The following is a 26,535-nucleotide window of genomic DNA, read 5'->3' on the forward strand; positions in this document are numbered from 1 at the left end:
TCCTTGCCTTGCCTTGCCTTTCCTTGCCTTGCCTTTCCTTGCCTTGCCTTTCCTTGCCTTGCCTTGCCTTTCCTTGCCTTGCCTTTCCTTGCCTTGCCTTTCCTTGGCGCGCTTGGCGTCTTGGCGAGAAACCGATTTTGACTTCTCTCCGCGCACTCTGCGGCTCTGCGTGAAACCGCCTTTCTCAGGATTCCACCCCATAGCCATCCAAAGCCAAACGCCCCTGATCGGCCGCGGCGCGGACCGGGGCGAAGCTGCGGCGGTGGGCCGGGCATGGGCCCAGGCGCGTGAGCGCTTCCAGGTGAACGCGTGTTCCATAACCCTTGTGGGCGGCGAAGCCGTAGCCCGGGTATTCGTCCTCCAGCGCGACCAGTAACCGGTCGCGGTCGACCTTCGCGAGGATCGAGGCCGCCGAGATCGCGGGATCGAGGGAATCGCCGCCGACCAGCGCCTCGGCCGGGACACCGAAATCCGGCGCCCGGTTGCCATCGACCCGGACCGCGCGCGCCGCCACCGGCAGCGCCGCCACCGCGCGCACCATCGCCGCGAGACTCGCCTGCAGGATATTGATCCGGTCGATCTCCTCCGGCTCGACCCGGGCGATCGCGAACGCCAGCGCGTCGGCGCGGATGCGCTCGTCGAAGTCCTCGCGGCGTTTCGCGGAGAGCTTCTTCGAGTCCGTCAGGCCCTCGATCGGGCGCTCCGGATCCAGCAGGACGGCGGCCGCGACGACCGGGCCGGCGAGCGGTCCGCGCCCGGCCTCGTCGACGCCGGCTACGTGGTCGGTGTCCGCGGGTATCGCCATATCGTATTATGCCCGCCCGGGTGCCTTCGCCGCGATCGGTGATCAGGCCCCAGGATACCATGTCCAACCCCGGTCGAACCCTGGGAATTTCGCACGGGATCGATCGGGTCGACGCCACAAAGGCTGCCTCATGAAGCTGTCCACCGCCGTGATCGGCGCCGGCTATCTCGGCCGGTTCCATGCGCAGAAATACGCCGCCCTCGATGCCTGTGAACTGGTCGCCGTGGTCGATCGCGATATCGAGGCCGCCCAACGCAGCGCCGAACCGGCCGGTGCGCGGGCGCTGACCGAGTACCGCGAACTGCTGGGCCAGGTCGACGCGGTCAGCATCGCCGCGCCCACTTCCCTGCACTACGAAATCGCGCGCGATTTCCTGGCGGCCGGCGCCCACGTGCTGGTCGAGAAACCGATCACCGTGACGGTGGCGGAGGCCGACGAACTGGTCGACCTGGCGCGCGACGGCGGTCGGGTGCTGCAGGTGGGCCATCTGGAGCGCTTCAATCCGGCCCTGCGCGCGGCGGACGGCATCCTCGAGGAGCCCCGCTTCATCGAGTCCCACCGGCTGGCACCGTTCAATCCCCGCGGCACGGACGTCGACGTGGTGCTCGACCTGATGATCCATGACATCGACATCATCCTGGACATCGTGCGCAGCCCCGTCGCCCGCATGGACGCCAGCGGCACGCCGGTGCTGACCGATGCCACCGACATCGCCAACGCGCGCGTGGTGTTCGAGAACGGCTGTGTCGCCAACGTGACCGCGAGCCGGGTGTCGGCGAAGAAGGAGCGCCGCATGCGCTTCTTCCAGCACGACTGCTACCTCGCCGTCGACTTCGGCCAGCGCCGCCTCACGGTGCACCGCAAGGGCGAACAGGAGATGTACCCGGGCATCCCGGAACTGATCACGGAAGACCAGTCGTTCGAGAGCGCCGACGCGATCCGCGACGAGATCGAGTCGTTCCTCGATTGCATCGCGACCGGCCGGCCGCCGCTGGTCTCCGGCGAGGACGGCCGCCGCGCTCTGGCGACGGCCATCGATATCAGCAGACTCTTCGGCGTGGATGGGGGAAGCACGGCATGAGCGATGCGGGCGCGCAGGATTCCGGAACCTGGGACTTCTGGGTGGATCGTGGCGGGACATTCACCGACATCGTCGCGCGGCGTCCGGACGGCGAACTCGTCAGTCACAAGCTGCTGTCGGACAACCCCGAGCAGTACGACGATGCCGCCCTCGCCGGCATCCGCCACCTGCTTGGCGTCGCGCCGACCGACCCGATGCCAGCCGAGCGCATCGGCCGGGTCAAGATGGGCACGACCGTCGCCACCAACGCCCTGCTCGAACACAAAGGCGAACCCACCGCGCTAGTGACCACGCGCGGGTTCCGCGATGCCCTGCGCATCGGCTATCAGGCGCGGCCGGACATCTTCGCCCTGAACGTCCAGCTGCCGCAGATGCTCTACACCAGGGCCGTCGAGGTCGACGAGCGCCTCGCGGCCGACGGCGAGATACTGCGCCCGCTCGACGAGGCGGGGGCGCGCGAGGTGCTGGAGGCGCTGCGCGCCGAGGGGTATGACAGCGTCGCGGTCGCCTTCCTGCACGGCTACACCTACACCGGTCACGAACACCGGGTCGCCGCGATCGCCCGCGAACTCGGCTTCACGCAGGTGTCGGCCAGTCATGAGGTCAGCCCGACCATGAAGCTGGTCGCGCGCGGCGACACGACCGTCGTGGACGCCTACCTCTCCCCCGTACTGCGCCGCTATGTCGACCGCGTGGCCGCGGATCTCGGGGACACGCGCCTGATGTTTATGCAGAGCAACGGCGGCCTGGCGGAGGCCCATGCCTTCCGCGGCAAAGACGCGATCCTGTCCGGCCCCGCCGGCGGCGTGGTCGGCATGGTGCGCACCGGCATCGCCGCGGGCCACGACCGCCTGATCGGCTTCGACATGGGCGGCACCTCGACCGACGTCAGCCATTACGCCGGCGAATACGAGCGCACCTTCGAGAGCACGGTGGCCGGCTGCCGCCTGCGCGCGCCCATGATGCGCATCCATACCGTCGCCGCCGGCGGTGGCTCGATCCTGCACTTCGACGGCACCCGCTACCGCGTTGGCCCTGACTCCGCGGGCGCCGATCCGGGACCGGCCTGTTACCGCAAGGGCGGACCGCTTACGGTCACCGACTGCAACGTCATGCTCGGCCGGCTGCGGCCCGAACTGTTCCCGCGCGTATTCGGACCCGATGCCGACGAGACGCTGGACACCGACATCGTCCGCGAGAAATTCGCGGCGCTCGCCGACGAGATCCATCAGGCGACCGGCGATGAGCGCACACCCGAAGCGGTGGCCGAGGGGTTCCTGCGCATTGCGGTCGAGAACATGGCCAACGCGATCAAGGAGATCTCGGTCGCGCGCGGCTATGACGTCTCGGGCTACACGCTGAGCTGCTTCGGCGGCGCCGGTGGCCAGCACGCCTGCCTGGTCGCCGATCTGCTCGGCATCGACCGGGTGCTGCTGCACCCGTATGCCGGCGTGCTGTCGGCCTTCGGCATCGGCCTCGCCGATGTGCGCTGCGTTCATGAACGCGCGTTCGAACAGCCATTGGAACAGGCCGCCGAGGACCCGCTTGAACAGCTGCTCGAGGAGCTGACCTCGCGTGCCATTACCGACCTCGAGTCCCAAGGCGTGCGCAGTGATGCCATCTCGACACGTCGGCGCGTGCACATCCGCTATTCGGGCTCGGACACGGCACTGCTGATCGACGCTGCCGACGCCGTCACCATGCGCGAGCAGTTCGAGACCCTGCACGGCCAGCGCTACGGCTTCGTCTCTCCGGGCAAGACCGTGATCGTCGAGACCGCCCAGGTCGAGGGCATCGGCACCAGCGACACGCCGGATACGGTGCCAGTGCCGACGCTCGACGGGGGCGATGTGCGCGAGCATGGCCGTTTCGAGACGGTCATGGGCGGCGATCATCACGACACTCCGTTCCTGGAGCGGGCAGCGCTGGGCGGCGGCGATCCGGTGGACGGGCCGGCCGTGGTGGTCGAGCCGAACGGCACAACGGTCGTCGAACCCGGCTGGCGGGCGGTCGTCACCGAACGTGGCGACCTGGAACTGGAACGCGTCGCGGCGCGCGCCGGCGCCGGGGGCGTGTCGACGGCGGCCGACCCGGTCATGCTGGAGGTCTTCAACAACCTGTTCATGTCGATCGCCGAGCAGATGGGCGCCGTGCTCGAGACGACCGCCTACTCGGTCAACATCAAGGAACGGCTGGACTTCTCCTGCGCCGTGTTCGACGGCGACGGCGAACTGATCGCCAACGCCCCGCACATGCCGATCCATCTCGGCTCCATGGGCGCGAGCGTGCAGCGCATCCACGCCGCCAATGCCGGGCGCATGCAGCCCGGCGACGTCTACATGCTCAACGACCCGTACAACGGTGGCACCCACCTGCCCGATATCACCGTGGTCAAGCCGGTGTTCGACGAGGCCGGCGAGCGGATCCTGTTCTACACCGCGAGCCGGGGCCATCACGCCGATGTCGGCGGGATCACCCCGGGCTCCATGCCGCCCGACAGCAAGGTGCTGGAAGACGAGGGCGTGCTCATCGACAACATGCGCATCGTCGCCGACGGCGAGCTGCTGGAAGACGACATACGTGCCCTCTTCTCGGGCGCCGTGCATCCCGCGCGCAACATCGACAACAACATCGCCGACCTGCAGGCCCAGATCGCGGCCTGCGAAAAAGGCGTGCAGGAACTCGGCCGCATGATCGAGCAGTTCGGTCTGGAAGTGGTCGAGGCCTACATGCAGCACGTCCAGGACAACGCCGAGGAGCAGGTGCGCCGGGTCATCGATGCACTCGACGACGGCGAGTTCGCCTACGAGATGGACGACGGTTCGATGATCCGCGTGGCGGTCACGGTCGATCGCGCCAACCGCAGCGCCCAAATCGATTTCACCGGCACCAGCGACCAGCACCCGACCAACTTCAACGCCCCCGAGGCGGTGGGCCGCGCGGCCGTGCTCTACGTCTTCCGCTGCATGGTCGCGGACACCATCCCGCTCAACGGCGGTTGCCTGAAGCCACTGGACATCGTCATCCCCGAGGGCACGATGCTCAATCCGCGCCCGCCGGCGGCCGTCGTGGCCGGCAACGTCGAGACCTCGCAGTGCGTGGTGGACACGCTGTTCGGCGCGCTCGAGGTGGTCGCCGCCTCCCAGGGCACGATGAACAACTTCACCTGGGGCAACGCCAACCACCAGTACTACGAGACCCTCTGCGGCGGCGTCGGCGCCGGCCCGGATTTCGACGGCGCCAGCGCCGTGCATTCGCACATGACCAACTCGCGCCTGACGGATCCCGAGGTCCTGGAATGGCGCTTCCCGGTCCGCCTGGAGGACTTCCACATCCGCACCGGCTCCGGCGGCCGCGGCCGCCACAACGGCGGCGACGGCACCTACCGCCGCGTGCGCTTCCTCGAGCCCATGACGGCCTCGATCCTCTCCGGCCACCGCCGCGTACCGCCCTACGGCCTCAAGGGCGGCGAACCGGGCGCCTGCGGCAGCAACACGGTCGAGCGCACCGACGGCACCACCGAAACCCTCGAAAGCCGCGACAGCACCGAGATGAACGCCGGCGATGTCTTCATCATCGAGACGCCCGGCGGTGGGGGCTACGGCACGCCGGAGTGATTATTCGAAAGATGAATGAACCACGAATGGACACGAATGGACACGAATGGGGCTGTGCAGAGTGAACGGCTTCTGGAGCTTCGCTGATCGGGTTGTGAGAAATGCATAACCAAAAAATGGACTAAAAATCGACTAAAAATTGGTCTTACGGTTCACATCACAATAAGACCAAGAGTTGCGGGTGTCGCTCCGGTTCAGGCGCTGTCAAAGACACCGAATCACGAACCAAGCCATTTTTCGTTCATTTTTAGTCCATTTTTTGGTTATGAATTCGCCTCCGATACGCGTATTCAGCTTCAGCGAAGCTCCAGAAGCCCGCGTACTCCCCAGAACCATTCGTGTCCATTCGTGTTCATTCGTGGTTCGAATTTCTCCCATCAGGTGCCCCACGCGGATGACAGCCCCCGGTCGATGCCGGACAATGCGGACTTCTCCCAGGACGATGTGAGCCGATGAGCGATTCTCCGATTCCGATGGTCGACCTGAAGGCGCAGTACGCGACGCTTCGGGGCGAGCTTGAGCCCGCGATGGCGCAGGCCATGGCGGCGACGCAGTATATTCTCGGGCCCAACGTGCAGGCCTTCGAGCGCGAGGCGGCCGAGTATCTCGGCGTGCGCCATGCGCTGGGGTGCGCGTCCGGCACCGACGCCCTGCATCTGGCGCTCGCCGGCCTCGGGATCGGGCCGGGCGACGAGGTCATCACCACGCCGTTCACCTTCATCGCAACCGCCGAGGCGATCCGCTACGTCGATGCCACGCCCGTGTTCGTCGACGTCGATCCGCAGACCTTCAACCTCGACCCTGTGGCGGTCGAGCGCGCGATCACGGAACGCACACGGGCGATCATGCCCGTGCATCTGTTCGGCCAGCCCGCCGATATGGACACGCTCAACCGCATGGCCTGCGATCGCGGGCTGCTCGTCGTCGAGGACTGCGCGCAGTCGTTCGGCGCGACCATCGATGGCCGGCAGACGGGATCGCTCGGTGCCGCCGGTGCGTTCAGTTTCTTCCCGAGCAAGAACCTCGGTGGCTTCGGTGATGGCGGCCTCGTCACGACGCACGACGATGCCGTCGCGGAGCAGATCCGGTCGCTGCGCAACCATGGCCAGACCGCGCGTTATCACCACCCGCAGATCGGCTACAACAGCCGCCTCGACGAACTCCAGGCGGTGGTGCTGCGGCACAAGCTGCCGCATATCGACCAGTACAACGCCGAGCGTCGCCGCGTGGCCGACCGCTATGACGCGGGGCTGGCAGATCTGACGGTGGAAACGCCCTTCCGGCGCGACGGCGCCAGACACGTCTTCCACCAGTACACCGTCCTCACCGATCACCGCGACACGATCATGCAGGCGTTGAAAGACGCATCCATCGCCAGCGCGATCTACTACCCCGTGCCACTGCACCGCCAGCCGGCCTTCGCCGACGCCGCAGTGCCGGCAAGTCTGCCGATCGCCGAATCGCTGGCCGAGCGCTGCTGCTCATTGCCGGTGTATCCCGAGCTGACGGACGCCATGGTCGACCGGATCTGCGGGGTGATCCGCGATGCCGTCGGTGGCTGAACGCCCGCGACTGATGATCTCCGCCGGAGAGGCCTCCGGCGACCATCACGCCGCGCGCTTCGTGGAGGCCCTGCGCCGACGCGGGGGTGAGCCCGAACTGATGGGCATGGGCGGGCCACACCTGCAGGCGGCCGGCATGGACATCGTGGTCGACTGCCGCGACCTCGCCATCATCGGCATCGTCGAAGTGCTGATCCACTGGCGCCGCATCATGCGCGAGCTGGAGAAACTGCGCGCACGCCTGCGCGAGGACCGCCCCGACCTGCTGATCCTCGTCGATTACCCGGAGTTCAACCTCAAACTGGCCGAGACCGCGCGCTCGCTGGGGATCCCGGTCCTGTTCTACGTCAGCCCGCAGGTCTGGGCCTGGCGCGCGCACCGGGTCAAACGCATCGGCCAGCTGGTCGACATGATGGCGGTGCTGTTTCCGTTCGAGGTGGATTTCTACGAGCGCGCCGGGGTGCCGGTCCGTTATGTCGGCCATCCGCTGGTCGACGAGATCCACCCGAGCGTGACACCCGAGGAGGCACGGGCCGAGTTCGACATCGAATCGGAGCGTCCCGTGGTCGGCCTCATGCCCGGCTCCCGCCGCGGCGAGATCCAGCGGCTGCTGCCGGTGATGCTCGCCGCCGCGGAGCGCCTCCAGGCCGACCGTGAGCCGATCCGTTTCGTGCTCCCGCTCGCCGGCACGCTCGACGCGGAGACGGTGCGGCCGTATCTGGACAAAGCGAAGGTGGACGTCCGCCTGATCGAAGGCGGCCGCGCCTACGATGTGGTACCGCTGTGCGACAGCATCATCACGGCTTCGGGCACGGCGACGCTCGAGATCGCGCTGATGGGCGTGCCGATGGCGGTGATCTATCGGGTCAACTGGCTTACATGGCAGATCATGCACCGATTGATCACGATCGAGGATATCGCGCTGGTGAATATCGTCGCCCAGCGCCGGGTCGTGCAGGAGTTCGTGCAGGATGCGGCGCGTCCCGAGGCCATCGCGGCCGAGACGGCCCGTATCCTCGACGATGCGGACTACCGGCGCGAGATGATCTCCGCCCTCGCCACGGTTGCCAACCGCATGGGCGAAGGCGACGGCCCCGGCCGCGTCGCCGCTCTCATCGAGGAGATGCTGGCGTCACCGCCTGACCACCAGGCGATATCAGCGGGAGAGTGACCGCTTCGCAGTGATCGTGTCGCGTTGGGCCAGACACGTTTTGCAGGAGGTTCTCGCAGAGGCGCTGAGGGCGCAGAGGGCACCAGGATGCAAGCTGGATTTTCAGCAATCCCTTTTTCTCTGCTTCTTCGCGGGCTCTGCGGCTCTGCGTAAAAACGGATGAATTTCAGGATACGGATGTATCCGTAGGCGCGTCTTCGAAGGGCGCGGCCGAGCGCCGTTCGAATGCGCGCGGCATGTCCGGAGCGCCTGATCCCGCCGACATGCTGAACGCGCGCGTTCGCCTTCGGCGAAAACGCGCCTACATCACTCGTTCGGATCGGATTCAGACCCTCAGCGGACGATGCCGCGTTGGCCTTCGTCGATGAAATCGCGCAGGGAAGCGACTTCGGGGTACTCGTTCGCCAGCCGATCCACCTCGGCACGGGCTTCGTCCGAACTGCGGCGGGATTTGATCATCACCATGTAGGTGCGGTGCAGCGCCTTCACCAGCGCCGGTTCGAAACCGCGCCGTTTGAGGCCGTTCTTGTTGATGCCGTAGGGCTTCGCGTGGTTGCCCGCGACGGTGACAAACGGCGGGATATCGCGGGTCACGACCGTCCCGAGGCCCGTGAAGCTGTGGGCGCCGATGCGGCAGAACTGATGGACGCAGGTGAAACCGCCGAGGATCGCCCAGTCACCCACCTCGACATGCCCGGCCAGTGAGGCCGCGTTGGCGAAGATCGTGCGGCTGCCGACCTCGCAGTCGTGGGCAACATGCGTATAGGCCATGAACAGGTTGTCGCTGCCGATCCGGGTGACGCCGCCACCGTCGGTGGTGCCGCGATTGAACGTCACGTACTCCCGAATGGTGTTGCGGTCGCCGAGTTCCAGGCGCGTCGGTTCGCCATCGTATTTGAGGTCCTGCGGCGCCTCGCCGATGGTGGAGAAGGAGAAGATCGCGTTGTCACGCCCGATCCGCGTCGGTCCGCGGATCACGACATGCGAGCCCACCCGGGTGCCGGGACCGATTTCCACTTCCGGCCCGATGACACAGAAGGGTCCAATCTCCACACCATCGGCGATACTCGCGCCGGGATCGATGATCGCCTGCGAATGAATCACGAGCTGACTTCCCGCACGGCCCCCATCAATTCGGCCACACAGGCGACCTCCCCGTCTACACTCGCCTCGCAATAGAACTTCCAGAGTCCGCGCGAGGAGCGCATGAGCTCGACGTTCAGGTCCAGCCGATCGCCCGGCTGCACACGGCGCTTGAAGCGGGCGTTATCCACGCCGACGAAGAGATACAGTTTGTTGTCCTCCGGCAGGACGCCCATGGTGCGGAAGGCAAGCAGCCCCGTCGCCTGCGCCAGCGCCTCGAGGATGAGCACGCCGGGGAATACGGGGTGGGCCGGGAAATGGCCGGGGAAAAACGGCTCATTGAAGGTGACGTTCTTGACCGCCCTGATGCGCTCGCCCAGTTCGCACTCGACTACACGGTCCACCAGCAGAAACGGGTAGCGGTGCGGCAGGTACTTGAGTACCTCATGGATGTTCATCTCGCTCACGGCGTGTCCCTCAGGGCTTGTTTCCGGTGCGGTCCTTTTCGAGCGCATTGACGCGCCGGGCAAGACGGTCAAGCTGGCGGAATCGCGCCACATTGCGGCGCCATTCCCGATTCGGTTCGAGTGGCAGGCCGGATGACCAGGTGCCGGCCAGTGTAATCGATTTGCTCACCATCGACATCGCGGTGATGTGGACATCGTCCACAATTTCGAGATGCCCGAGGATGACCGCCGCCCCGCCGATGGTGCAGCGTGCACCAATCACGGCGCTGCCGGCGACACCGACGCAGCCGGCCATCGCCGTTCCCGCACCGATGCGCACGTTGTGCGCGATCTGGATCTGATTGTCGAGAATGACGCCATCAGCGATGACCGTGTCGTCCGAAGTGCCCCGGTCGATCGTGGTGTTCGCGCCAATCCCGACGTCGTCGCCGATCACTACCCGGCCGACCTGCGGAATCCGCACCCAGCCGTCACTGTCATGCGCGTACCCGAACCCGTCGCTGCCGATCACCGCCCCGGGTTGTACGATACAGCGCGCGCCCAGAACGCAGTGATCGCCGACCACGGTTCGGGCACCCAGCCGGGTATCCGGGCCGATCCACGCATTCGCACCGACAACGCTGACCGGACCGATCACCGCGCCGGCCTCGATGCGCGCACCGGCCTCCACGATGGCGCCATTCGCGACCTCGGCGCTATCGTCGACGGACGCGTCCGGCGCGACCACCGCGCCGGTCGCTATCCCCGGCTCGACCGCCGGCAGGGGATGGAGAAGCTGTGAGGCGCGCGCGAATTGCAGATACGGCTGCTCGCTGACGAGCGAAGCGCAGGGCGCGGACGCCGCGTCTTCCGCGCACACGATCACGGCGCCCGCACGCGTGGCGGCAAGCCGCTCGGGAGCGGTTCCGGGGACAAAAAAACTCAGTGCGTCCGGTCCGGCCGACTCCAGTGAGGCCGCACGCGTCACCGCGACCGTGCCGTCACCGCTGCAGGCGAGTCCGAGTCGTTCGGCAAGGGCCTGAACCGTCCACTGCACCGTCATCCTTCCCTACTGGGAACCGCCGTCGAAGTTGGCTTCCATACGGTCAAGGACCCGTTCCGTCAGGTTCACCGCATCGCTCGCGTAGAGCGCACCCTGCCCCACCACAAGATCGTAGCCTTCATCCTGCGCGAGCGCCTCGACCGCCGCCATGACCGACTGGCGCACGCCCTTGAAAGCGTTATTGCGCTCGATATTCAGATCCTCGCGGAACGCCTCCTGCATGCGCTGGATCTCACGCTTCATTTCGTTCAGTCGGTTCTGGGCTTCGGCACGTTCCTCCTCGGACATGACGAGGCCATCTTTCTGCAGCTTCTGCTGAAGCTGCTGGAATTCCTGCTGCTTCTGCTGCAGCTGTTGCTGCTTCGGTCCGAACTGTTGCTCCAGCTCACCGCTCGCGGCTTTGGCCTGGGGGGAGTTATCAATCAGATAAGGCACGTTGACGTAGCCGATTTTCGACTCGGCGAGGGCAATGCCTGGCAGCATCGCTGCGGTGAACAACAGAAAGCTTACGATTTTACGCACGGCTCAACTCCGGGTGGCTGTCCGATTCTCCGAACCGGTTTCAGAAAAGGGTACCGATAGTGAACTGAACCCGCTCGGTATCGTCGCCGGATTCCTCAATAATGGGTTCAGCGAGACTGATCGACAGCGGGCCAACGGGGGAGCGCCAGTTGAACGCCACACCGGCCGAGGCACGCAGGCTACCGGTCTCAAAGTCCCGCGCATCCTCAAAGACGTTACCGAAATCGACGAAGGCGCTCAAGCGCGTCTGCCCCGTTTGCTCGGTGAACGGCGGCGGGAACACGAGTTCGATGGAGCCGGTGGAGACGAAATCGCCCCCCTTGGGATCCTGGTCCGCCGCCTCATCCGCCGTATAACGGGGACCGAGGCTGTTGCCGGAGAACCCGCGTACGGAGCGGATACCGCCGGCGTAGTAGCGCCGGTAGAACGGCAGATCTTCCTCTTCGCCGTAGCCCGCGCCGTAGCCCAGGCGGGCGCTGGTCGAGAGCACGAGGCGATCAGTGATCGGCAGGTAATTCTCGAAGCTGTAGCCGATTTTGTAGTACTCGTAGTCACTGCCGGGCAGCGCGAAATCCAGCGACAGCGTCTGCAGCGTCCCGCGCTCGGCGAAGATCGTCCGGTTCCTCGAGTCGCGCGAGTAACTCACCGTGCCGTTGAGCCCAAGGAACTCGTTGCCGCGAGTGTCGATGAAATCCTCGATCGGCTGCGGTGTGGAGTCCGTCGTCCGGATCCGGATTCCATCGAAACCAAGTCCGTACCGCAGGGTATCGTATTCGGACAGTGGCACGCCGAACCGAAAGCCGATATCGGCCGAATCCGAGAAATAGTCGGTGGTGTCGAGGATGTCGTTGGGATCGCTTTCTCTGTACACGAACCGCAGCGTCCGACTGACGCCCCAATCCGTGTAATACGGATCGGTGTAACGGACCGAGACCGTGCGGTTGATCTCGGTCGTATCGATATCGACGTTGAGATCCTGACCGGTACCGAGCAGGTTGCGCTCGCTGACCCCGATATTGAAACCCAGGCCCGTACCGCTGGAGAAACCCGCGCCCAGTCGAAGCGAGCCGGTCTGGCGCTCCGTGATCCGGTAATTGACGTCCACCTTGCCGCTCTCGCCCGGCACCGGCTGCGTATCCATCTCGACCCGCTCAACCGAATCGAGACGCTGCAGCCGTATGCGCGAACGATCGAGATCGGCCGGCGAGTACAGCCCGCCTTCCATCTGCCGCAGTTCGCGCCGGTACACACGGTCTTCCGTGGAGGTATGACCACTGAATGTCACCCGGCGAACGTACACGCGATTGCCGGGATCGACGAAAAATTCCAGATCGACCTTCTGTTCTTCTTCATCGATCCTGGGCGAGACATTCACATTGGCGAACGCATAACCGGCCTGGGCCAGACGATCCGATATGGCCGTTCGGCTCGCGGTCAGGGTTTTACGCGAGAACAGATCACCTTCGCCGAGTTCGACCTGTTCAAGCAGCTCATCCTCATCGACGGGCAGATTGCCCGAGATGGACACGTCACGAACGGAGTATTTTTTACCCTCGTCCACGTTGATCGTGATGTAGATGTCTTTCTTGTCCGGGGTGATCGTCACCTGACTCGAACTCACGGAAAACCGGATATAGCCGCGGTCCATGTAATACGAGCGGATCGCCTCGAGATCGCCCTCGAGTTTGGCCCGCGAGTATTCATCGGCGGACGACAGAAACGCCCACGCACTGGGGATGCCGGATTCCATTTCGTCCTTGAGGGTTTCGTCACTGAACACGCTGTTGCCGAGGATCCGGATCTGGCGAATGCTCGCCACCCGGCCCTCGCGCAGTGTCACGTCGATCGCGACCCGGTTGCGTTCCAGCTCGCGCACCTCCGTGGACATCTCCATGCCGTACTTGCCCTGACTGTATAGCAGGCGCCGCAGTTCCTGCTCCGTGCGCTCAAGCATCGCGCGTTCGAAGATGCGTCCGGGTGCGAGGCCGATGTCCGCCAGCGAGTCACGGAGCTGCTCCTCCTCCATGCTGTAGTCGCCCTCGATGTTGATCTCACCGATCGCGGGCCGTTCGGTGACTTCCACGACGAGCACCTGCCCATCGCGCGCGATACGGACATCCTCGAACAAACCGGTATCGTACAGTGCTCGGACCGCGCGCCCGGTGTCGTCCGGCCCGAATGTCTCACCGATCCGCACCGGCAGATAGTTCAGGATCGTACCATCCGCGATCCGTTCGGCGCTGCGGATCTCTATATCCTCGACCACGAACGGTTCGAAAGCATGGGCCGGCATGGCGACGGCAATAGTAAGCACGAGCGCGGCCACCGCGCCGGTCAGTGATAAACGCATCGGGTCAGTACACCAGGCGGACGAAGTCGTTGTACAGTGCCAGCGTCATCAGGGCGAACAGCAACACCAGACCGACCTGCTGGCCCATCACCTGTACACGTTCCGAGACGGGCGAGCCCTTGATGGCCTCCACCGCGTAATACAGCAGATGCCCGCCGTCGAGGACCGGTATGGGCAGCAGATTCAGAAGTCCGATACTCACGCTGATCAGCGCCAGGAAGCCGAGGAAGGTCGCGAGGCCGATCTGTGCGGATTGACCCGCAAACTGGGCAATGGACACCGGCCCGCTGATATTCGACAGTGCCGCCGATCCGGTCACCAGCCCGGCGAGCACCCGCACGGTCAGGGTCGTCATGTCCCACGTCTTGACCGTCCCCTGAATCACCGAATCGATCGGGCCATAGCGCACGGTCGTGTACATGCGCTCGCGCTGCTCGGCACTCAGTTCCGGACCCCGTGCCCCGATCTGCCCGACGTTGCGGTCACCGGCCTCTATGCTGGCCGGGGTCACTTCGAGATCGATGCGCTCACCGTCGCGCTCGACCACAATGGGAATCGTCTGACCCGGGCGTTCCTGTACATGCGCGACCCAGTCGGCCCAGGTCGAGATCCGTTGCCCGCCGGCGCGAAGGACGACGTCGCCACCCTGAAGCCCCGCCGCAGCCGCTGGCGACTCTTCGATGACACTGGTGATCCGCGCCGGCATGTCGGGCAGCCAGGGCTGGAATCCGAGTGTACCGATCGGATCGACACCCTCCTCGCGCAGGGACACCCCGGAGATATCCAGCCGGCGTTCCGTCTCGTAGCCGGCCGAGCTGCGCACGGTCACGGGAATATGGGTGCGCTCGCCCGCGAGCCCGCGATCCAGCAGCGTCAGACGCGCCTCCTGCCAACTCGGCGCATTGATCCCGTCGACCGCGAGGATCCGGTCGCCGCGTTCGAAACCGGCCTCCGCGGCCGGTGAATCGGCGGCCACATCCCCCAGGCGCGGCACGACACCCTGAACGCCGATCATGAACATCGCCGTGTAGGCAACCGCGGCCAGCAGGATGTTCACGGCGGGCCCGGCTGCGACAATGGCCGCTCGGCGACCGACGCTCTTGCGATTGAAGGCGCGATGCGCCTCGGCGGGATCGACCTCGCCTTCGCGCTCGTCGAGCATCTTCACGTAGCCACCCAGCGGGATCGCGGCAATCACCCACTCGGTGCGATCCTCTCCCCAGGTCCGTTTCCACAGCGGCCGCCCGAATCCGACCGAGAACCGCAATACCCGAACGCCGCACCAGCGTGCGACCCGGTAGTGACCGTACTCGTGCACGGTGACGAGCACGCCGATGGCCACGATGAACGCGGCAATACTGAACAGGATCTCGATCATTGGGTACAGGTCTCCGCCATGCGCTCGGCGTGAATCGCCGCACGCTCCCGCGCTGCCCGGTCCGCGGCCAGGATGCCCTCGAGCGAGTCCGCGTCACCGTCTACCGCCGCTTCACCGAGGGTCGCCTCGATCACGCCCGCGATCGCGGGGAATCCCAGACGCCGATCCAGGAAACGCTCGACCGCGACCTCGTTGGCCGCGTTCATGACGGCCCCCGCGGTGCCCCCCGCCCGCGCGGCCGCCAAAGCGATCCGCAGTGCCGGGAAACGCCCCGTATCAGGTGGTTCGAATTCCAGGCCCGCGAGCGCCGTGAGATCCAGCGGCGGCACTCCGGCATCAACCCGATCCGGCCATGACAGGGCATGGGCGATGGGTGTGCGCATGTCGGCATGGCCCAATTCCGCCAGCACCGACCCATCCACGTAACGAACGAGCGAATGCACGATGCTCTGCGGGTGGACGACCACCTCGATCTTTTCCGGCGCCGCATCGAACAGCCAGCAGGCCTCGATAACCTCCAGGCCCTTGTTCATCATGGTCGCCGAATCGACCGAGATCTTTCGCCCCATCGCCCAGTTCGGATGGGCGCAGGCCTCATCCGGGGTGACGCTCGCGAGGGTTTCCGGTCCCCGCCGCAGGAAGGGCCCACCCGAGGCCGTCAACAGGATACGCTCTACACCCGCGCCGTCGAGTCCCGCGGCCCGCGCCGGCGGCAGACACTGGAAGACCGCGTTGTGCTCGCTGTCGATCGGCAGCAGCGTGGCGCCGGATTCGGCAGCGGTCCGCATGACGAGACCACCGGCCATCACCAGCGGCTCCTTGTTCGCAAGCAGCACACGCTTGCCCTCGCGCACCGCGGCGAGCGTGGAGATGAGCCCGGCCGCACCGACAATGGCGGCCATGACCGTATCGGCCTCTGGCGCCCGCGCGATCGTTTCGAGCCCGTCGGGACCCGCCAGGACGCGCGTCGCCAGGCCGCGCTCACGCACGCGCCGTTCCAGATCCGCCGCCGCATCGGGATCGGCCATGGCCGCGTAGACCGGTTCGAACGCAATTACCTGTTCCCAGAGCGCGTCGACCTGGCGATGCGCACTCAGCGCGACCACACGGAACCGCCCGGGATGGCGTGCGATCACATCGAGCGTGCTGAGGCCGATGGACCCCGTAGCCCCCAGCACCGCGACGCCGTTCACGGCCGTGTCATTGGTGCCGGTCAAGCCAGGAACCCCGGCTCGGCCCAGGCGATACCGACGACGACCACCGGAGCGGCCGCGATCAGGCTATCGACCCGGTCCAGCAGCCCACCGTGCCCGGGGAGGATCCTGCCACTGTCTTTCACGCCGGCCTCCCGCTTGAGTACGCTTTCCAGCAAATCACCCGCCACCGACAACAGCCCGGCGACGATCGCGATGGCCATCCACGGCAGCCAGCCGGCGTACGGTACGCCGAACAGCCAGAGACCGACCAGCGAATACACCACGACCGCCACTACGCCGCCCGCGAGCCCTTCCCGGGTCTTGCCGGCGCTGACGCGCGGTGCGAGTTTGTGGCGCCCCCACGCGCGGCCGGCGAAATAGGCCCCGATATCCGCCGCCCAGACGATTCCGATCGCATAGAGCAGGAATGCACGGCCGACCCAGTCCGCGCGCTCGGCCAGCATCGCGATCGCCAGCGCAAGCGGCGGCAGGATCAGCACGCCAATCGCCAGCCAGCCCCAACGCACGCCGCTGCACCCCGCGCTCGGACCGCCGCCGCTCAGCAACCAGCAGGCGACTCCCACCCAGAAGGCGCAAGCCACCGTAAGCCACACCACGGTCGCGGTCGGCCCCAGCTGCCAGATCACGAGCCCCGCGGCGCCCACGGCAGCCAGAAATCCGGCCCGCAACCGCCAGTCGGCACAGAGAGAGAGCCGCGACCATTCCCAGGCGGCATACAGCGTCACCAGCGCGCCGATGGCCGCCATCCCGACCGGTCTCAGGAAGAAAATACCACCGATGACGAGGATAGCGCCGATCAGCGCCGTGACGATGCGGAGCCTAAGCATGTCGCTGGTGTTCGACCTGCTCGGTGGTGCGGCCGAACCGCCGTTGGCGTCCCTGATAATCGGCGATCGCCTCCTCGAGCGCGGCGGAATCGAAGTCCGGCCAGAGTCTGTCAGTGAACCAGAGTTCAGTATACGCCAGGTGCCAGAGCAGATAATTGCTGATCCGCCGCTCACCCCCCGTGCGGATGAACAGGTCCGGCTCCGGCAGATCGGACAGGCTGACGTACGCTCCGAGGGTTCGCGCGTCGACCTCCTCGGGCCGCATCCGTCCGGCGGCGACCTCTTCGGCTACCCTGCGGGCCGCCTGGGCGATATCCTGGCGGCCGCCGTAGTTGGCCGCGATATTCACGGTGAGGTTGCCGTTCGCGGCGGTTTTCTCTTCGGCGCGTCCGATCTCCGTCTGCAGCGAACGGCCCAGCCCCGCACGATCCCCGATAAAGCGAACCCGGATACCGTTTTCATGCAGCCGCCCGATCTCGTCGCGAAGCGTGCGCAGGAACAGCTCCATCAGGATGCGCACTTCCGATTCCGGCCGCCGCCAGTTTTCACTGGAGAAAGCGAACAGGGTCAACGCGGTCACGCCGCGCCGTGCACAGGCCTCGATGATCGCCTGGGTCGCGCGGACACCGGCCTTGTGACCTTCCGTCCGCGGCGAGAAACGGCGGCGGGCCCAGCGGCCGTTGCCGTCCATGATGATCGCGATATGGTCGGGCTCGCTCCCCTCAGTCATAAGTCGCTCCGGCGCCCCCTGTCCATCGCTGGCACCCTTCGCTCGTGCATCTGCCGGCCCGGCTGTGCGGTGCGGGGACGAACGGCTCAGACCTCCATGAGATCGGATTCTTTCTGCTCCAGCATGGCGTCGACCTCGGCGATCGACTCGTCCGTGATCTTCTGGATCTTCTGCTCGGCCGCGCGCTCCTCGTCCTCGCTGATTTCCTTTTCTTTCTGGAGCGTCTTGAGGTCGCCGTTGACGTCGCGCCGGATGTTGCGGATCGCGATGCGCGCGTTCTCCGCTTCCTGGCGGACGACCTTGACGAGATCCCGCCGACGCTCTTCGGTGAGCGGCGGCATCGGCAGGCGGATCACGGTCCCCGCGGTATTCGGATTCAGGCCAAGCCCCGAATTCATGATCGCCTTCTCGATTTTCGACACCATCGACTTTTCGAATGGCTGCACGGCCAGTGTGCGCGAGTCTTCGACATGCACGTTGGCCGCCTGGTTGATCGGCACTTCGGCCCCGTAATAATCGACCGTGACATGATCAAGCAGACCACTGTGCGCACGTCCGGTACGCACGGCCGCGAACTCGTTCTGGAGGGCCGAGAGACTCTTCTTCATGCGCTCACGCGCATCCTTTTGGAGATCCTCGATCATGGTTCGCCTCGCTCGACAATGGTCCCGATCTGTTCGCCCCGTATCAGACGGGTCAGATCACCATCGTTGTTGAGATTGAATACCTGCAGCGGAATGTGGTTATCCCGGCACATCACGATCGCCGTGGCATCCATGACGCCGAGATTCTTCGCGAACACCTGATCATAGGTGACACGTTCATAACGCTGTGCCGATGGATTATTCACCGGATCGGCATCGAAAACGCCGTTGACCTTGGTGCCCTTGATCATGATGTCGGCGCCGATCTCGATCGCGCGCAGACTGGCGGCGGAATCGGTGGTGAAGAAGGGATTGCCGGTACCGGCGGCAAAGATGACGACGCGGCCTTTCTCGAGGTGGCGTACCGCGCGGCGTCTGATGTAGTCCTCGCAGACCTCGTTGATCTTGAGGGCGGACATCACGCGGCAGAATACGCCCAGCTTCTCGAGCGAGTCCTGCATGGCCAGGGCATTGATCACGGTGCCGAGCATGCCGATGTGATCGGCAGTCACGCGGTCCATGCCGGCCTCGGCCAGGCCGGCGCCGCGGAAGATATTGCCGCCCCCGATGACGACAGCGACCTCTACCCCCATCGCACTGATATCGCGCAATTCCCGCGCGATGCGGGAGAGAACGGCGGGGTCGACACCATACTCCTGGTCGCCGAGGAGCGCCTCGCCGCTGAGTTTCAGCAGCACGCGTTTATAGACGGGTCCCTGATCGGTCATCGGGTTACAAAACCTCCGCGCCCTGTGGCCCCGGCCGGGGCCCGCCATTGTAGCCGAAGCCCGCCGAACGGGCGCAGCACCGATTCCGGTTTTCGGCCCCGGGGGCCGTGCCCGGCACGGCCCCCGAAAACCGGTGCGCGGCGAAACGGGCCGGTCCCCGAGGCCGCGGTCGGGGCGCGGTTCAGGCGCCCTTGGCCTGCGCCATCACCTCATCGGCGAAGTTCTCCTCTTTCTTCTCCTTGCCCTCGCCGACTTCGAAGCGGCGGAAGAAGGAGACATCGGCGTCGTTCGCCTTGAGCATTTCCTCGACCGTCTGGTCCGGGTCCTTCACGAACGGCTGGCCCAGCAGGGTGATCTCGGACAGGTGCTTGCGCAGCCGACCCTCGACCATCTTCTTGACGATCTCTTCGGGCTTGCCGCTGTCACGCGCCTGCTCCTCGAGGAACTGGCGCTCCTTCTCGAGCTCATCCTGCGGGATATCGTCGGCGCGCGTGGCGGCCGGATTGTTCGCGGCGACATGCATGGCCACGTCCTTGCCGACCTGCTCCGCCCCCGTGTAGTCGACCAGTACGCCGATCCGGTTACCGTGCAGATAGCTCGCAACCTGACCATTCTCGGACTCGCGACGCTCGAAACGGCGGACTTCGAGATTCTCGCCGATCTTCGCGACCAGCTCCTTCGTCGCCGTGGCGATATCGCGCTCGTCGCCGCCACCGACCGTCAGGCCGGAGAGTTCAGCGACATCCGCGGGATTCGACTCCAGCACGCGCTCGGCGACCCGGGCAGCAAACTGCTGGAATTCCTCGTTCTTGGCAACGAAGTCGGTCTCGCTGTTGATCTCGACCATCACGCCGGTACGGCCGTCCTCGGCCACGCGCGTGACGATGACGCCCTCGGCGGCGACCCGGCCGGATTTCTTGTCGGCCTTGGCGAGCCCAGCCTTGCGCATGGCCTCGATGGCGCCTTCCATATCGCCCTCGGCCTCCTTCAGCGCCTTCTTGCATTCCATCATGCCCGCACCGGTCCGGGTGCGGAGTTCCTTGACCATCGCGGCGGTGATTTCCATCGCGGGGTTACCCCATATTGTCTGGCGGCGGGCCGGGCCCGGCGGGCCCGGCCGCGGGAGTGGATTCAGGCCTCTTCGTCGCCCTCGGCCGTCTTGCTGGCGGCGGTCTTCTTGGAAGCGGCCTTCTTGGCAGACGCCTTCTTCTTCGAAGCCGTCTTCTTGGCAGCGGTCTTCTTGGCGGCGGCCTTCTTCTTCGAGGCCGGCGCGCTCTCGGCGGCGGCATCCGCATCGGCGGCCGGGGCGTCGGCGGCCGGGGCGGCCGTTGCTTCGGCGGACTCCGCGGCCTCGGTCGCCTCGGCACCCTCGGGCGCGTCACCTTCGCCCCGCTCGGTCGCGGTGCTGGCGGTCTTCGCGGCCGCGGTCTTCTTGCCCGCCGCCTTCTTCGCACTGGCCTTCTTCTTGCCAGCACTCTGCGTCGGACGCCCCGACTCGTCGACCTCGACGAACTCGTCACCGGAGCTCGCGGCGCCCGGAATCATGCTCTTGCCGGTCTCGATCGCCTCGGCGACCGCCTGCGTGTACAGCTGGATCGCGCGCAGCGCGTCGTCGTTACCCGGGATGACATAGTCCACGCCGTCGGGCGGATTATTGCTGTCGACGATCGCGACCACGGGGATATTCAGCTTCTTCGCCTCGGCCACGGCGATGTCCTCATGGCCGACGTCGACGATGAACATCACGTCCGGGAGGCGTTCCATGTCCTTGATCCCGCCGAGGCTGCGATCCAGGCGATCCTTCTCGCGCTCGAGATCCAGGCGTTCCTTCTTGTTCAGCTTGTTCAGCGAACCGTCCTCGAACATCTTCTCGAGGTCTTTCAGGCGGCCGATCGAATGCTTGACCGTCTTGAAGTTGGTCATCATCCCGCCGAGCCAGCGACGGTCGACGTAGGGCATGCCGCAGGACTGGGCGGCCTCGCGGACGGCGTCGCGCGCGGCGCGCTTGGTGCCCACGAACAGGATCGTGCCGTTGTTGGAAGCGATCTTCGACAGGAAATTCCGCGCGTCGTCCATCAACGGCACGGTCTTTTCCAGATTGAAGATATGGATCTTGTTGCGTTCGCCGAAGATGTAGGGGGCCATCTTCGGGCACCAGTACCGGGTCTGGTGACCGAAATGAACGCCCGCCTCGAGCATCTGGCGCATCGAGATACGAGACATGATGATTCCTTTGTATCGGGTTGAGCCTCCACGCGACCAGCTCGGCCAACCACTGCCCGGAGTTCCCGTGGCGAGCGGCACCCGACCGAACCCTGACGGTGCGCGTGTGCGGATTGGGCCGCGGCCGGACTCCGGCCTGCGGCGGCGCGCTTTATACCACAACCCCCTCGTGATCTCAATCCAGACCCTCGGAGTCGGCGGCCTGATGCGCTACAATCCCGCTTCTGCCCGCAAACTGACCACGGTGGTCCGATGTCCGCACCCGCACAGGCGCGCAACACCGTTGCCGCGAAGACCCAGGATGAGATCGAACGCATGCGCGTCGCCGGCCGCCTGGCGGCCAGCGTCCTCGATATGATCGAGCCGTACGTCGAGCCCGGCATCACGACCGAGGAGCTCGACCGGATCTGTCATGACTACATCGTCAACGAGTGCGGCGCCACACCGGCCCCGCTGAACTATCGCGGCTTCCCGAAGTCGGTCTGCATCTCGCTCAACCACCAGGTCTGTCACGGGATCCCCGGGCCGCGTCAGCTGAAGAAGGGCGATGTCCTCAACATCGACGTCACGGTCATCCGCGACGGCGTTCACGGCGACACCAGCCGGATGTTTTATGCCGGCGAACCGTCGCGCAACGCGCGCCGGGTCTGCGAGGTCGCCTACGGCGCCATGGTCGCCGGTATCCGCGCGGTCGCGCCGGGCGCCCGCCTCGGGGATATCGGGCACGCCGTCCAGCAGTACGCCGAGGGCCACCACTGCTCCGTGGTCCGCGAATACTGCGGTCACGGCATCGGCCGCGGCTTCCACGAGGAACCGCAGATCCTCCATTACGGCAAGGCGGGCACCGGCATGGAACTGTTTCCCGGCATGGCGTTCACGGTCGAGCCGATGATCAACGGCGGCAAGCGCCACGTGAAGCTGCTGGGCGATCAGTGGACCGTCGTGACCAAGGACCACAGCATTTCCGCGCAGTGGGAGCACACCCTGATCGTCACCGAGGATGGGTTCGAACTGACCACGCTCCCGGACGGCCGGACACTCTGAGCACGCTGATGGCCGCGCCGGAGCCCGTACCCGACGCCGCCCGGTTCGATACGGCCCGCATCGATGCGGAGCTGCGTGCCGGGCAACGCCCCGCCGCCGTGTACGCCGAGGGGCTCGCGGCCGTCGACGCGGCGCTTGACCGCGCGCTCGACGCCGGCACTCCGGCACAAGATGTGGTTGCCGCGCGCGCGGCGGCGGTGGACGACCTGCTCGCCCACACCTGGCATGCAAGCTTCGGCGACGCGAACGGCGATATCGCCCTGGTGGCGGTCGGCGGCTACGGCCGCGGCGAGCTGCACCCGCACTCCGATGTCGACCTGCTGATCCTGCTCGCGGACGACGCCGAGGACCGGCATCGCGAGGCGATCGAGGCCTTCGTCACCCTGCTCTGGGATATCGGTCTCGAGATCGGCCAGGCCGTGCGCACGGTCGCCCAGTGCAGCGAAGCCGCGCGCGAAGACGTGACCACGGCGACGAATCTGATGGAGTCGCGGCTGCTCGCAGGCGGTTCCGCCCTGTATGAATCGATGCAGGACGCGACCGGCCCCGAGCGGGTGTGGCCCACGGAGACGTTTTTCCTGGCCAAGCTCGATGAGCAGAAGGCCCGCCACCGCAAATTCGACCGCACGGCCTACCGGCTGGAACCGAACATCAAGGAAGGCCCGGGCGGCCTGCGCGATATCCAGATGGTCGGCTGGGTGGCCAAGCGCCATTTCGGGGCCCAGACGCTCGCCGAACTGGTCGACCACGGCTTCCTGACCGACGACGAATACCACCGCCTGGTGCGCGGGCAGGAACTGCTCTGGGCCATCCGCTGGCGCCTGCACCGCATGACCGGACGCAGCGAGGACCGGCTGCTGTTCGACCATCAACGGGATCTGGCCGTGGCATTCGGCGAGACGGCGGACGACCCCAACCGCGCGGTCGAGGCCTTCATGCAGCGCTACTACCGCGCGGTGATGGAGTTGCAGCGCCTCAACGAGATCCTGCTCCAGTTCTTCCGCGAGGCGATCCTGGAGCCGTCCGGACAGCCCGTCGTGCGGCGCCTCAACGACCGCTTCCGCATCCGCGGCGAAACGCTGGAGATCGCCGCCCCGGATGTTTTCCGGCGCCAGCCGCGGGCACTGATCGAGATGTATCTGCTGCTTGCCCGGCATCCGGAGGTGCGCGGGGTGCGCGCGGAGACCCTGCGCCGACTGCGCGACGATCTCGACGGCATCGATGACAGCGTGCGCAGCGACCCCGAGGCCCGGCGCCTGTTCATGGAACTCCTGCGCCAACCCTGGCGGGTGGCCAGCCAGCTGTTCCGCATGAACCGCTACGGGGTCCTGGGGGCGTATATCCCCGCGTTCGACCGGATCGTGGGGCGCATGCAATACGACCTGTTCCATACCTATACGGTCGACGAGCACACGCTGCGCGTGATCCGCAATCTGCGGGAGTTCCGCGCGCCCGAAGAAGGGGAAGGCGACGAATTCCCCCTGTGCCTCGAGCTCATGGCCGACCTCGAGGAACCCGAACTGCTGTACGTCGCCGCCCTGTTCCACGACATCGCCAAGGGCCGCGACGGCGATCACTCCGAGCTCGGCGCGGTCGACGCCGAGGCGTTCTGCCGCGATCACGGGCTTTCCTCAGTGCAGACCGGACTGGTCTGCTGGCTGGTGCGCCACCACCTGCTGATGTCGATGACCGCCCAGCGCCGGGATCTCAGCGATCCAGCGGTAATCCACGAGTTCGCGCGCACGGTCAGCTCGGTATCGCATCTGAACCATCTGTATCTGCTGACGGTCGCCGACATCCGCGCCACCAACCCGACACTCTGGAATTCGTGGAAGGACAATCTCCTGCGCGAGCTCTACCACAAGACCGTGCAGGCGCTGTGGCGCGGCCTCGATAATCCCATTGACAAGGAAGAGCGCATCGCCGAGGTGCAGCACCACGCCAGACGCCAACTCGCCGCCTGGGCCCTCGACGTGGAGCAGATCGACGCCCTCTGGGCCGAGCTCGGCGATGCGTATTTTCTCCGCCATAACGCCGACGAGATCGTCTGGCACACGCGCGGCCTGCTCGAACACGGGGATCGTGAAGATGCCCTGATCCTGTTGCGCCGCGAGACCCAGCGCGGATCGACCGAACTGTTCATCTCGCGCCCCGATCACCGTTACCGCTTCGCGCTCGTGACCACCGTGCTCGATCGCCTCGGGCTGTCGATCGTCGATGCGCGCGTGCTGACCTCGCGCAGCGGCCGCGCCCTCGATACCTACCTGATCCTGGAGGCGTCGGGTGAGCCGATTACCGACGAATACCGCATCGCCGACATCCGCGCCGGGCTCGAGGCCGGTCTGGCCGATCCCGAACGGCTGCCGGACCAGCCCGCGCGGCGGACACCGCGCCGCATGCGCCATTTCGACGTGCCGCTGGTGGTCGAGGCCGAAGAGGAACCGGAGCACGGCATGACGGCGGTCGAAGTCACCGCCAGCGACCAGCCCGGCCTGCTGTCGAAGATCGCCCGCGCCTTTCTTGCGGTCGGCGTGCGGGTCCACAGTGCACGTGTTGCGACCATCGGCGAGCGGGTCGATGATGTGTTTTTCATAACCGATTCCGGCAATCGCCCGGTCGACGACGAGACGGTCCAGGCGATCGAGCGCGAGCTCGCCCATCGAATCAGCAACCCGGGAGCCTCATGAACGACAGTACTGCCGACAGCGACGCCGTCGCCCTCGCCCGCGAACTGATCCGCCGCCAGTCCATCACTCCCTCGGACGCGGGCTGTCAGGATCTGATCGCGGAGCGTCTGGCTGCACTCGGATTCGACATCGAACGGTTGCCATTCGGCGAAGTCGATAACCTCTGGGCGCGCCACGGTACCGAGGGCCCGCTGATCGTGTTCGCGGGCCATACCGACGTCGTGCCCACCGGCCCGGCGGAGCGCTGGACGGAATCGCCGTTCGCGGCGAATATCCATGACGGCATGCTCTACGGCCGTGGCGCGGCGGATATGAAGGGCAGCGTCGCCTCGATGGTGGTCGCGGCCGAGCGCTTCGTGCGCGAGCACCCGGACCATGCCGGCTCAATCGCGCTGCTGATCACCAGCGATGAAGAAGGCCCGGCCGTCGACGGCACCAAGCGCGTTGTCGATACGCTGGTAGAGCGCGGCGTGTGGATCGACTACTGCCTGGTCGGCGAGCCCTCGTCCAACGTGCAGTTCGGTGACACCGTGAAGATCGGTCGCCGCGGCTCACTCACCGCGCATCTCACCGTGCATGGCCTGCAGGGCCACGTGGCCTACCCGGCGCGCGGACGCAATCCGGTCCACGATCTGGGCCCGGCGCTCGCCGAGCTGATCGCCACCCAATGGGATACGGGCAATGAACATTTCCCGCCGACCAGCTTCCAGGTCTCGAACATCCACGCCGGGACCGGTGCCGATAACGTGATCCCCGGTCACGTGGATGTCGTATTCAACTTCCGGTACTCGACCGAGTGCACCGCCGAGGGGCTGGGCACACGCACCCGCGAGATCCTGGACCGGCACGACCTCGACTACGAATTGCAGTGGCGCCACGGCGGCGATCCGTTCCTGACCGAGCCCGGCCCACTGACCGAGGCCCTCTCGGCCGCGGTCGAGGACACGGTCGGCTACCGCCCGGCACTCGCCACCACGGGCGGGACCTCCGACGCGCGCTTCATCGCGCCGACCGGCGCCCAGGTGATCGAGCTCGGACCGCTGAACGCGACCATCCACCAGATCGACGAACATATCGCGACCGCCGACCTGGACCGCATGGCTGACGTGAGCCGGCGCCTGCTGGAGCGTTTGACGACCGCTTAACGTGTTTGGCGGTCGGTGCGCCCGGCTGGTGCATTAGAGATGTCGCGGCGGCGTGCGTAGGTGGATCGTTGTTCTCGCAGAGGCGCGGAGCACGCAGAGCGCTCAAAGAAAAGACACGATAGCAGCACGGTAGGCCGGCTTTTGCCGAAGGCAACAGCCGGCGTGTCCCTGCACGGTGAATCTATCGCCTGTGGCGTTGACCGCCGGCTGGC

General features: G+C 66.1%; 20 protein-coding genes and 1 pseudogene. 7 read left to right on the plus strand and 14 right to left on the minus strand.

The genetic code is table 11. The features are described 5' to 3' along the window. Positions 1-184: 184 nt before the first annotated feature. Complete coding sequence (gene rnhB, locus A0W70_RS08550) at positions 185-805, minus strand: ribonuclease HII (RefSeq protein ID WP_067561717.1); 621 nt, start codon at positions 803-805, stop codon at positions 185-187. Between the two features lie 130 nt (positions 806-935). Between rnhB and A0W70_RS08555 the strand changes: the two genes are divergently transcribed. The 4 genes from A0W70_RS08555 (at position 936) to lpxB (ending at position 8,236) form a co-directional block, all read left to right on the plus strand. Continuing rightward, positions 936-1,886 (plus strand): Gfo/Idh/MocA family protein, encoded by a 951-nt coding sequence (locus A0W70_RS08555; protein WP_067561721.1) that lies wholly within the window; start codon positions 936-938, stop codon positions 1,884-1,886. Next, positions 1,883-5,503, plus strand: a complete 3,621-nt coding sequence (locus A0W70_RS08560; protein ID WP_067561725.1) for a hydantoinase B/oxoprolinase family protein — start codon at positions 1,883-1,885, stop codon at positions 5,501-5,503. The genes A0W70_RS08555 and A0W70_RS08560 overlap by 4 nt, the downstream gene beginning before the upstream one ends. 452 nt (positions 5,504-5,955) lie before the next feature. Further along, a complete protein-coding gene (locus tag A0W70_RS08565) occupies positions 5,956-7,065 on the plus strand; it encodes a DegT/DnrJ/EryC1/StrS family aminotransferase (RefSeq protein ID WP_067561728.1) in 1,110 nt (369 codons plus the stop codon). Next, positions 7,058-8,236, plus strand: coding sequence for a lipid-A-disaccharide synthase (lpxB, locus tag A0W70_RS08570; RefSeq protein WP_245675840.1), 1,179 nt, complete (start codon positions 7,058-7,060; stop codon positions 8,234-8,236). The genes A0W70_RS08565 and lpxB overlap by 8 nt, the downstream gene beginning before the upstream one ends. 333 nt (positions 8,237-8,569) lie before the next feature. Here the strand turns inward: lpxB and lpxA are convergent, their stop codons facing one another. From lpxA to rpsB, 13 genes and pseudogenes are all read right to left on the minus strand, one after another. Next, positions 8,570-9,340 carry an acyl-ACP--UDP-N-acetylglucosamine O-acyltransferase gene (gene lpxA / locus A0W70_RS08575; RefSeq protein WP_067561736.1) on the minus strand — a complete coding sequence of 257 codons (771 nt, stop codon included), beginning with the start codon at positions 9,338-9,340 and terminating at the stop codon, positions 8,570-8,572. Then, on the minus strand, positions 9,337-9,786 hold the full coding sequence (fabZ, locus tag A0W70_RS08580; protein WP_217495418.1) for a 3-hydroxyacyl-ACP dehydratase FabZ: 450 nt from the start codon (positions 9,784-9,786) through the stop codon (positions 9,337-9,339). Before fabZ ends, lpxA begins: the two co-directional genes overlap by 4 nt. Positions 9,787-9,796: 10 nt before the next feature. Beyond that, complete coding sequence (gene lpxD / locus A0W70_RS08585) at positions 9,797-10,828, minus strand: UDP-3-O-(3-hydroxymyristoyl)glucosamine N-acyltransferase (RefSeq protein WP_067561744.1); 1,032 nt, start codon at positions 10,826-10,828, stop codon at positions 9,797-9,799. A gap of 6 nt (positions 10,829-10,834) precedes the next feature. After that, complete coding sequence (locus tag A0W70_RS08590) at positions 10,835-11,350, minus strand: OmpH/Skp family outer membrane protein (RefSeq protein WP_067561749.1); 516 nt, start codon at positions 11,348-11,350, stop codon at positions 10,835-10,837. Between the two features lie 40 nt (positions 11,351-11,390). Next, a complete protein-coding gene (gene bamA, locus A0W70_RS08595) occupies positions 11,391-13,700 on the minus strand; it encodes an outer membrane protein assembly factor BamA (protein WP_067561752.1) in 2,310 nt (769 codons plus the stop codon). A 4-nt stretch (positions 13,701-13,704) separates the two neighbouring features. After that, on the minus strand, positions 13,705-15,078 hold the full coding sequence (gene rseP / locus A0W70_RS08600; protein WP_067561755.1) for a sigma E protease regulator RseP: 1,374 nt from the start codon (positions 15,076-15,078) through the stop codon (positions 13,705-13,707). Further along, complete coding sequence (gene dxr / locus A0W70_RS08605) at positions 15,075-16,295, minus strand: 1-deoxy-D-xylulose-5-phosphate reductoisomerase (RefSeq protein ID WP_342670077.1); 1,221 nt, start codon at positions 16,293-16,295, stop codon at positions 15,075-15,077. Before dxr ends, rseP begins: the two co-directional genes overlap by 4 nt. Beyond that, on the minus strand, positions 16,292-17,122 hold the full coding sequence (locus A0W70_RS08610) for a phosphatidate cytidylyltransferase (RefSeq protein ID WP_067561759.1): 831 nt from the start codon (positions 17,120-17,122) through the stop codon (positions 16,292-16,294). Before A0W70_RS08610 ends, dxr begins: the two co-directional genes overlap by 4 nt. Beyond that, positions 17,115-17,852, minus strand: a complete 738-nt coding sequence (uppS, locus tag A0W70_RS08615) for a polyprenyl diphosphate synthase (RefSeq protein ID WP_067561763.1) — start codon at positions 17,850-17,852, stop codon at positions 17,115-17,117. The genes A0W70_RS08610 and uppS overlap by 8 nt, the downstream gene beginning before the upstream one ends. 86 nt (positions 17,853-17,938) lie before the next feature. After that, on the minus strand, positions 17,939-18,496 hold the full coding sequence (frr, locus tag A0W70_RS08620; RefSeq protein WP_067561768.1) for a ribosome recycling factor: 558 nt from the start codon (positions 18,494-18,496) through the stop codon (positions 17,939-17,941). Then, the gene (pyrH, locus tag A0W70_RS08625; protein ID WP_067561772.1) at positions 18,493-19,224 is read right to left on the minus strand and encodes a UMP kinase; all 732 of its coding nucleotides are present in this window, start codon (positions 19,222-19,224) and stop codon (positions 18,493-18,495) included. The genes frr and pyrH overlap by 4 nt, the downstream gene beginning before the upstream one ends. A 181-nt stretch (positions 19,225-19,405) precedes the next feature. After that, positions 19,406-20,290, minus strand: a complete 885-nt coding sequence (tsf, locus tag A0W70_RS08630) for a translation elongation factor Ts (protein ID WP_067561775.1) — start codon at positions 20,288-20,290, stop codon at positions 19,406-19,408. A gap of 341 nt (positions 20,291-20,631) precedes the next feature. Further along, positions 20,632-21,447: pseudogene (gene rpsB / locus A0W70_RS17165) on the minus strand (30S ribosomal protein S2); the annotation flags it as partial. 252 nt (positions 21,448-21,699) lie between these two features. On the opposite strand from rpsB, the gene map reads away from it, so the two are divergent. Genes map through dapE form a run of 3 tightly spaced genes read left to right on the plus strand, consistent with a single transcriptional unit; the run spans position 21,700 to position 26,323 of the window. Further along, positions 21,700-22,491, plus strand: coding sequence for a type I methionyl aminopeptidase (gene map, locus A0W70_RS08640; RefSeq protein WP_067561781.1), 792 nt, complete (start codon positions 21,700-21,702; stop codon positions 22,489-22,491). 8 nt (positions 22,492-22,499) lie between these two features. Continuing rightward, entirely contained in the window at positions 22,500-25,178 is a 2,679-nt protein-coding gene (gene glnD, locus A0W70_RS08645; protein ID WP_245675841.1) for a [protein-PII] uridylyltransferase, read from the plus strand. Further along, a complete protein-coding gene (gene dapE, locus A0W70_RS08650) occupies positions 25,175-26,323 on the plus strand; it encodes a succinyl-diaminopimelate desuccinylase (protein WP_067561784.1) in 1,149 nt (382 codons plus the stop codon). Before glnD ends, dapE begins: the two co-directional genes overlap by 4 nt. Positions 26,324-26,535: the final 212 nt, after the last annotated feature.

Source organism: Halofilum ochraceum (assembly GCF_001614315.2).
GTDB classification, from domain to species: Bacteria; Pseudomonadota; Gammaproteobacteria; order XJ16; family Halofilaceae; genus Halofilum; species Halofilum ochraceum.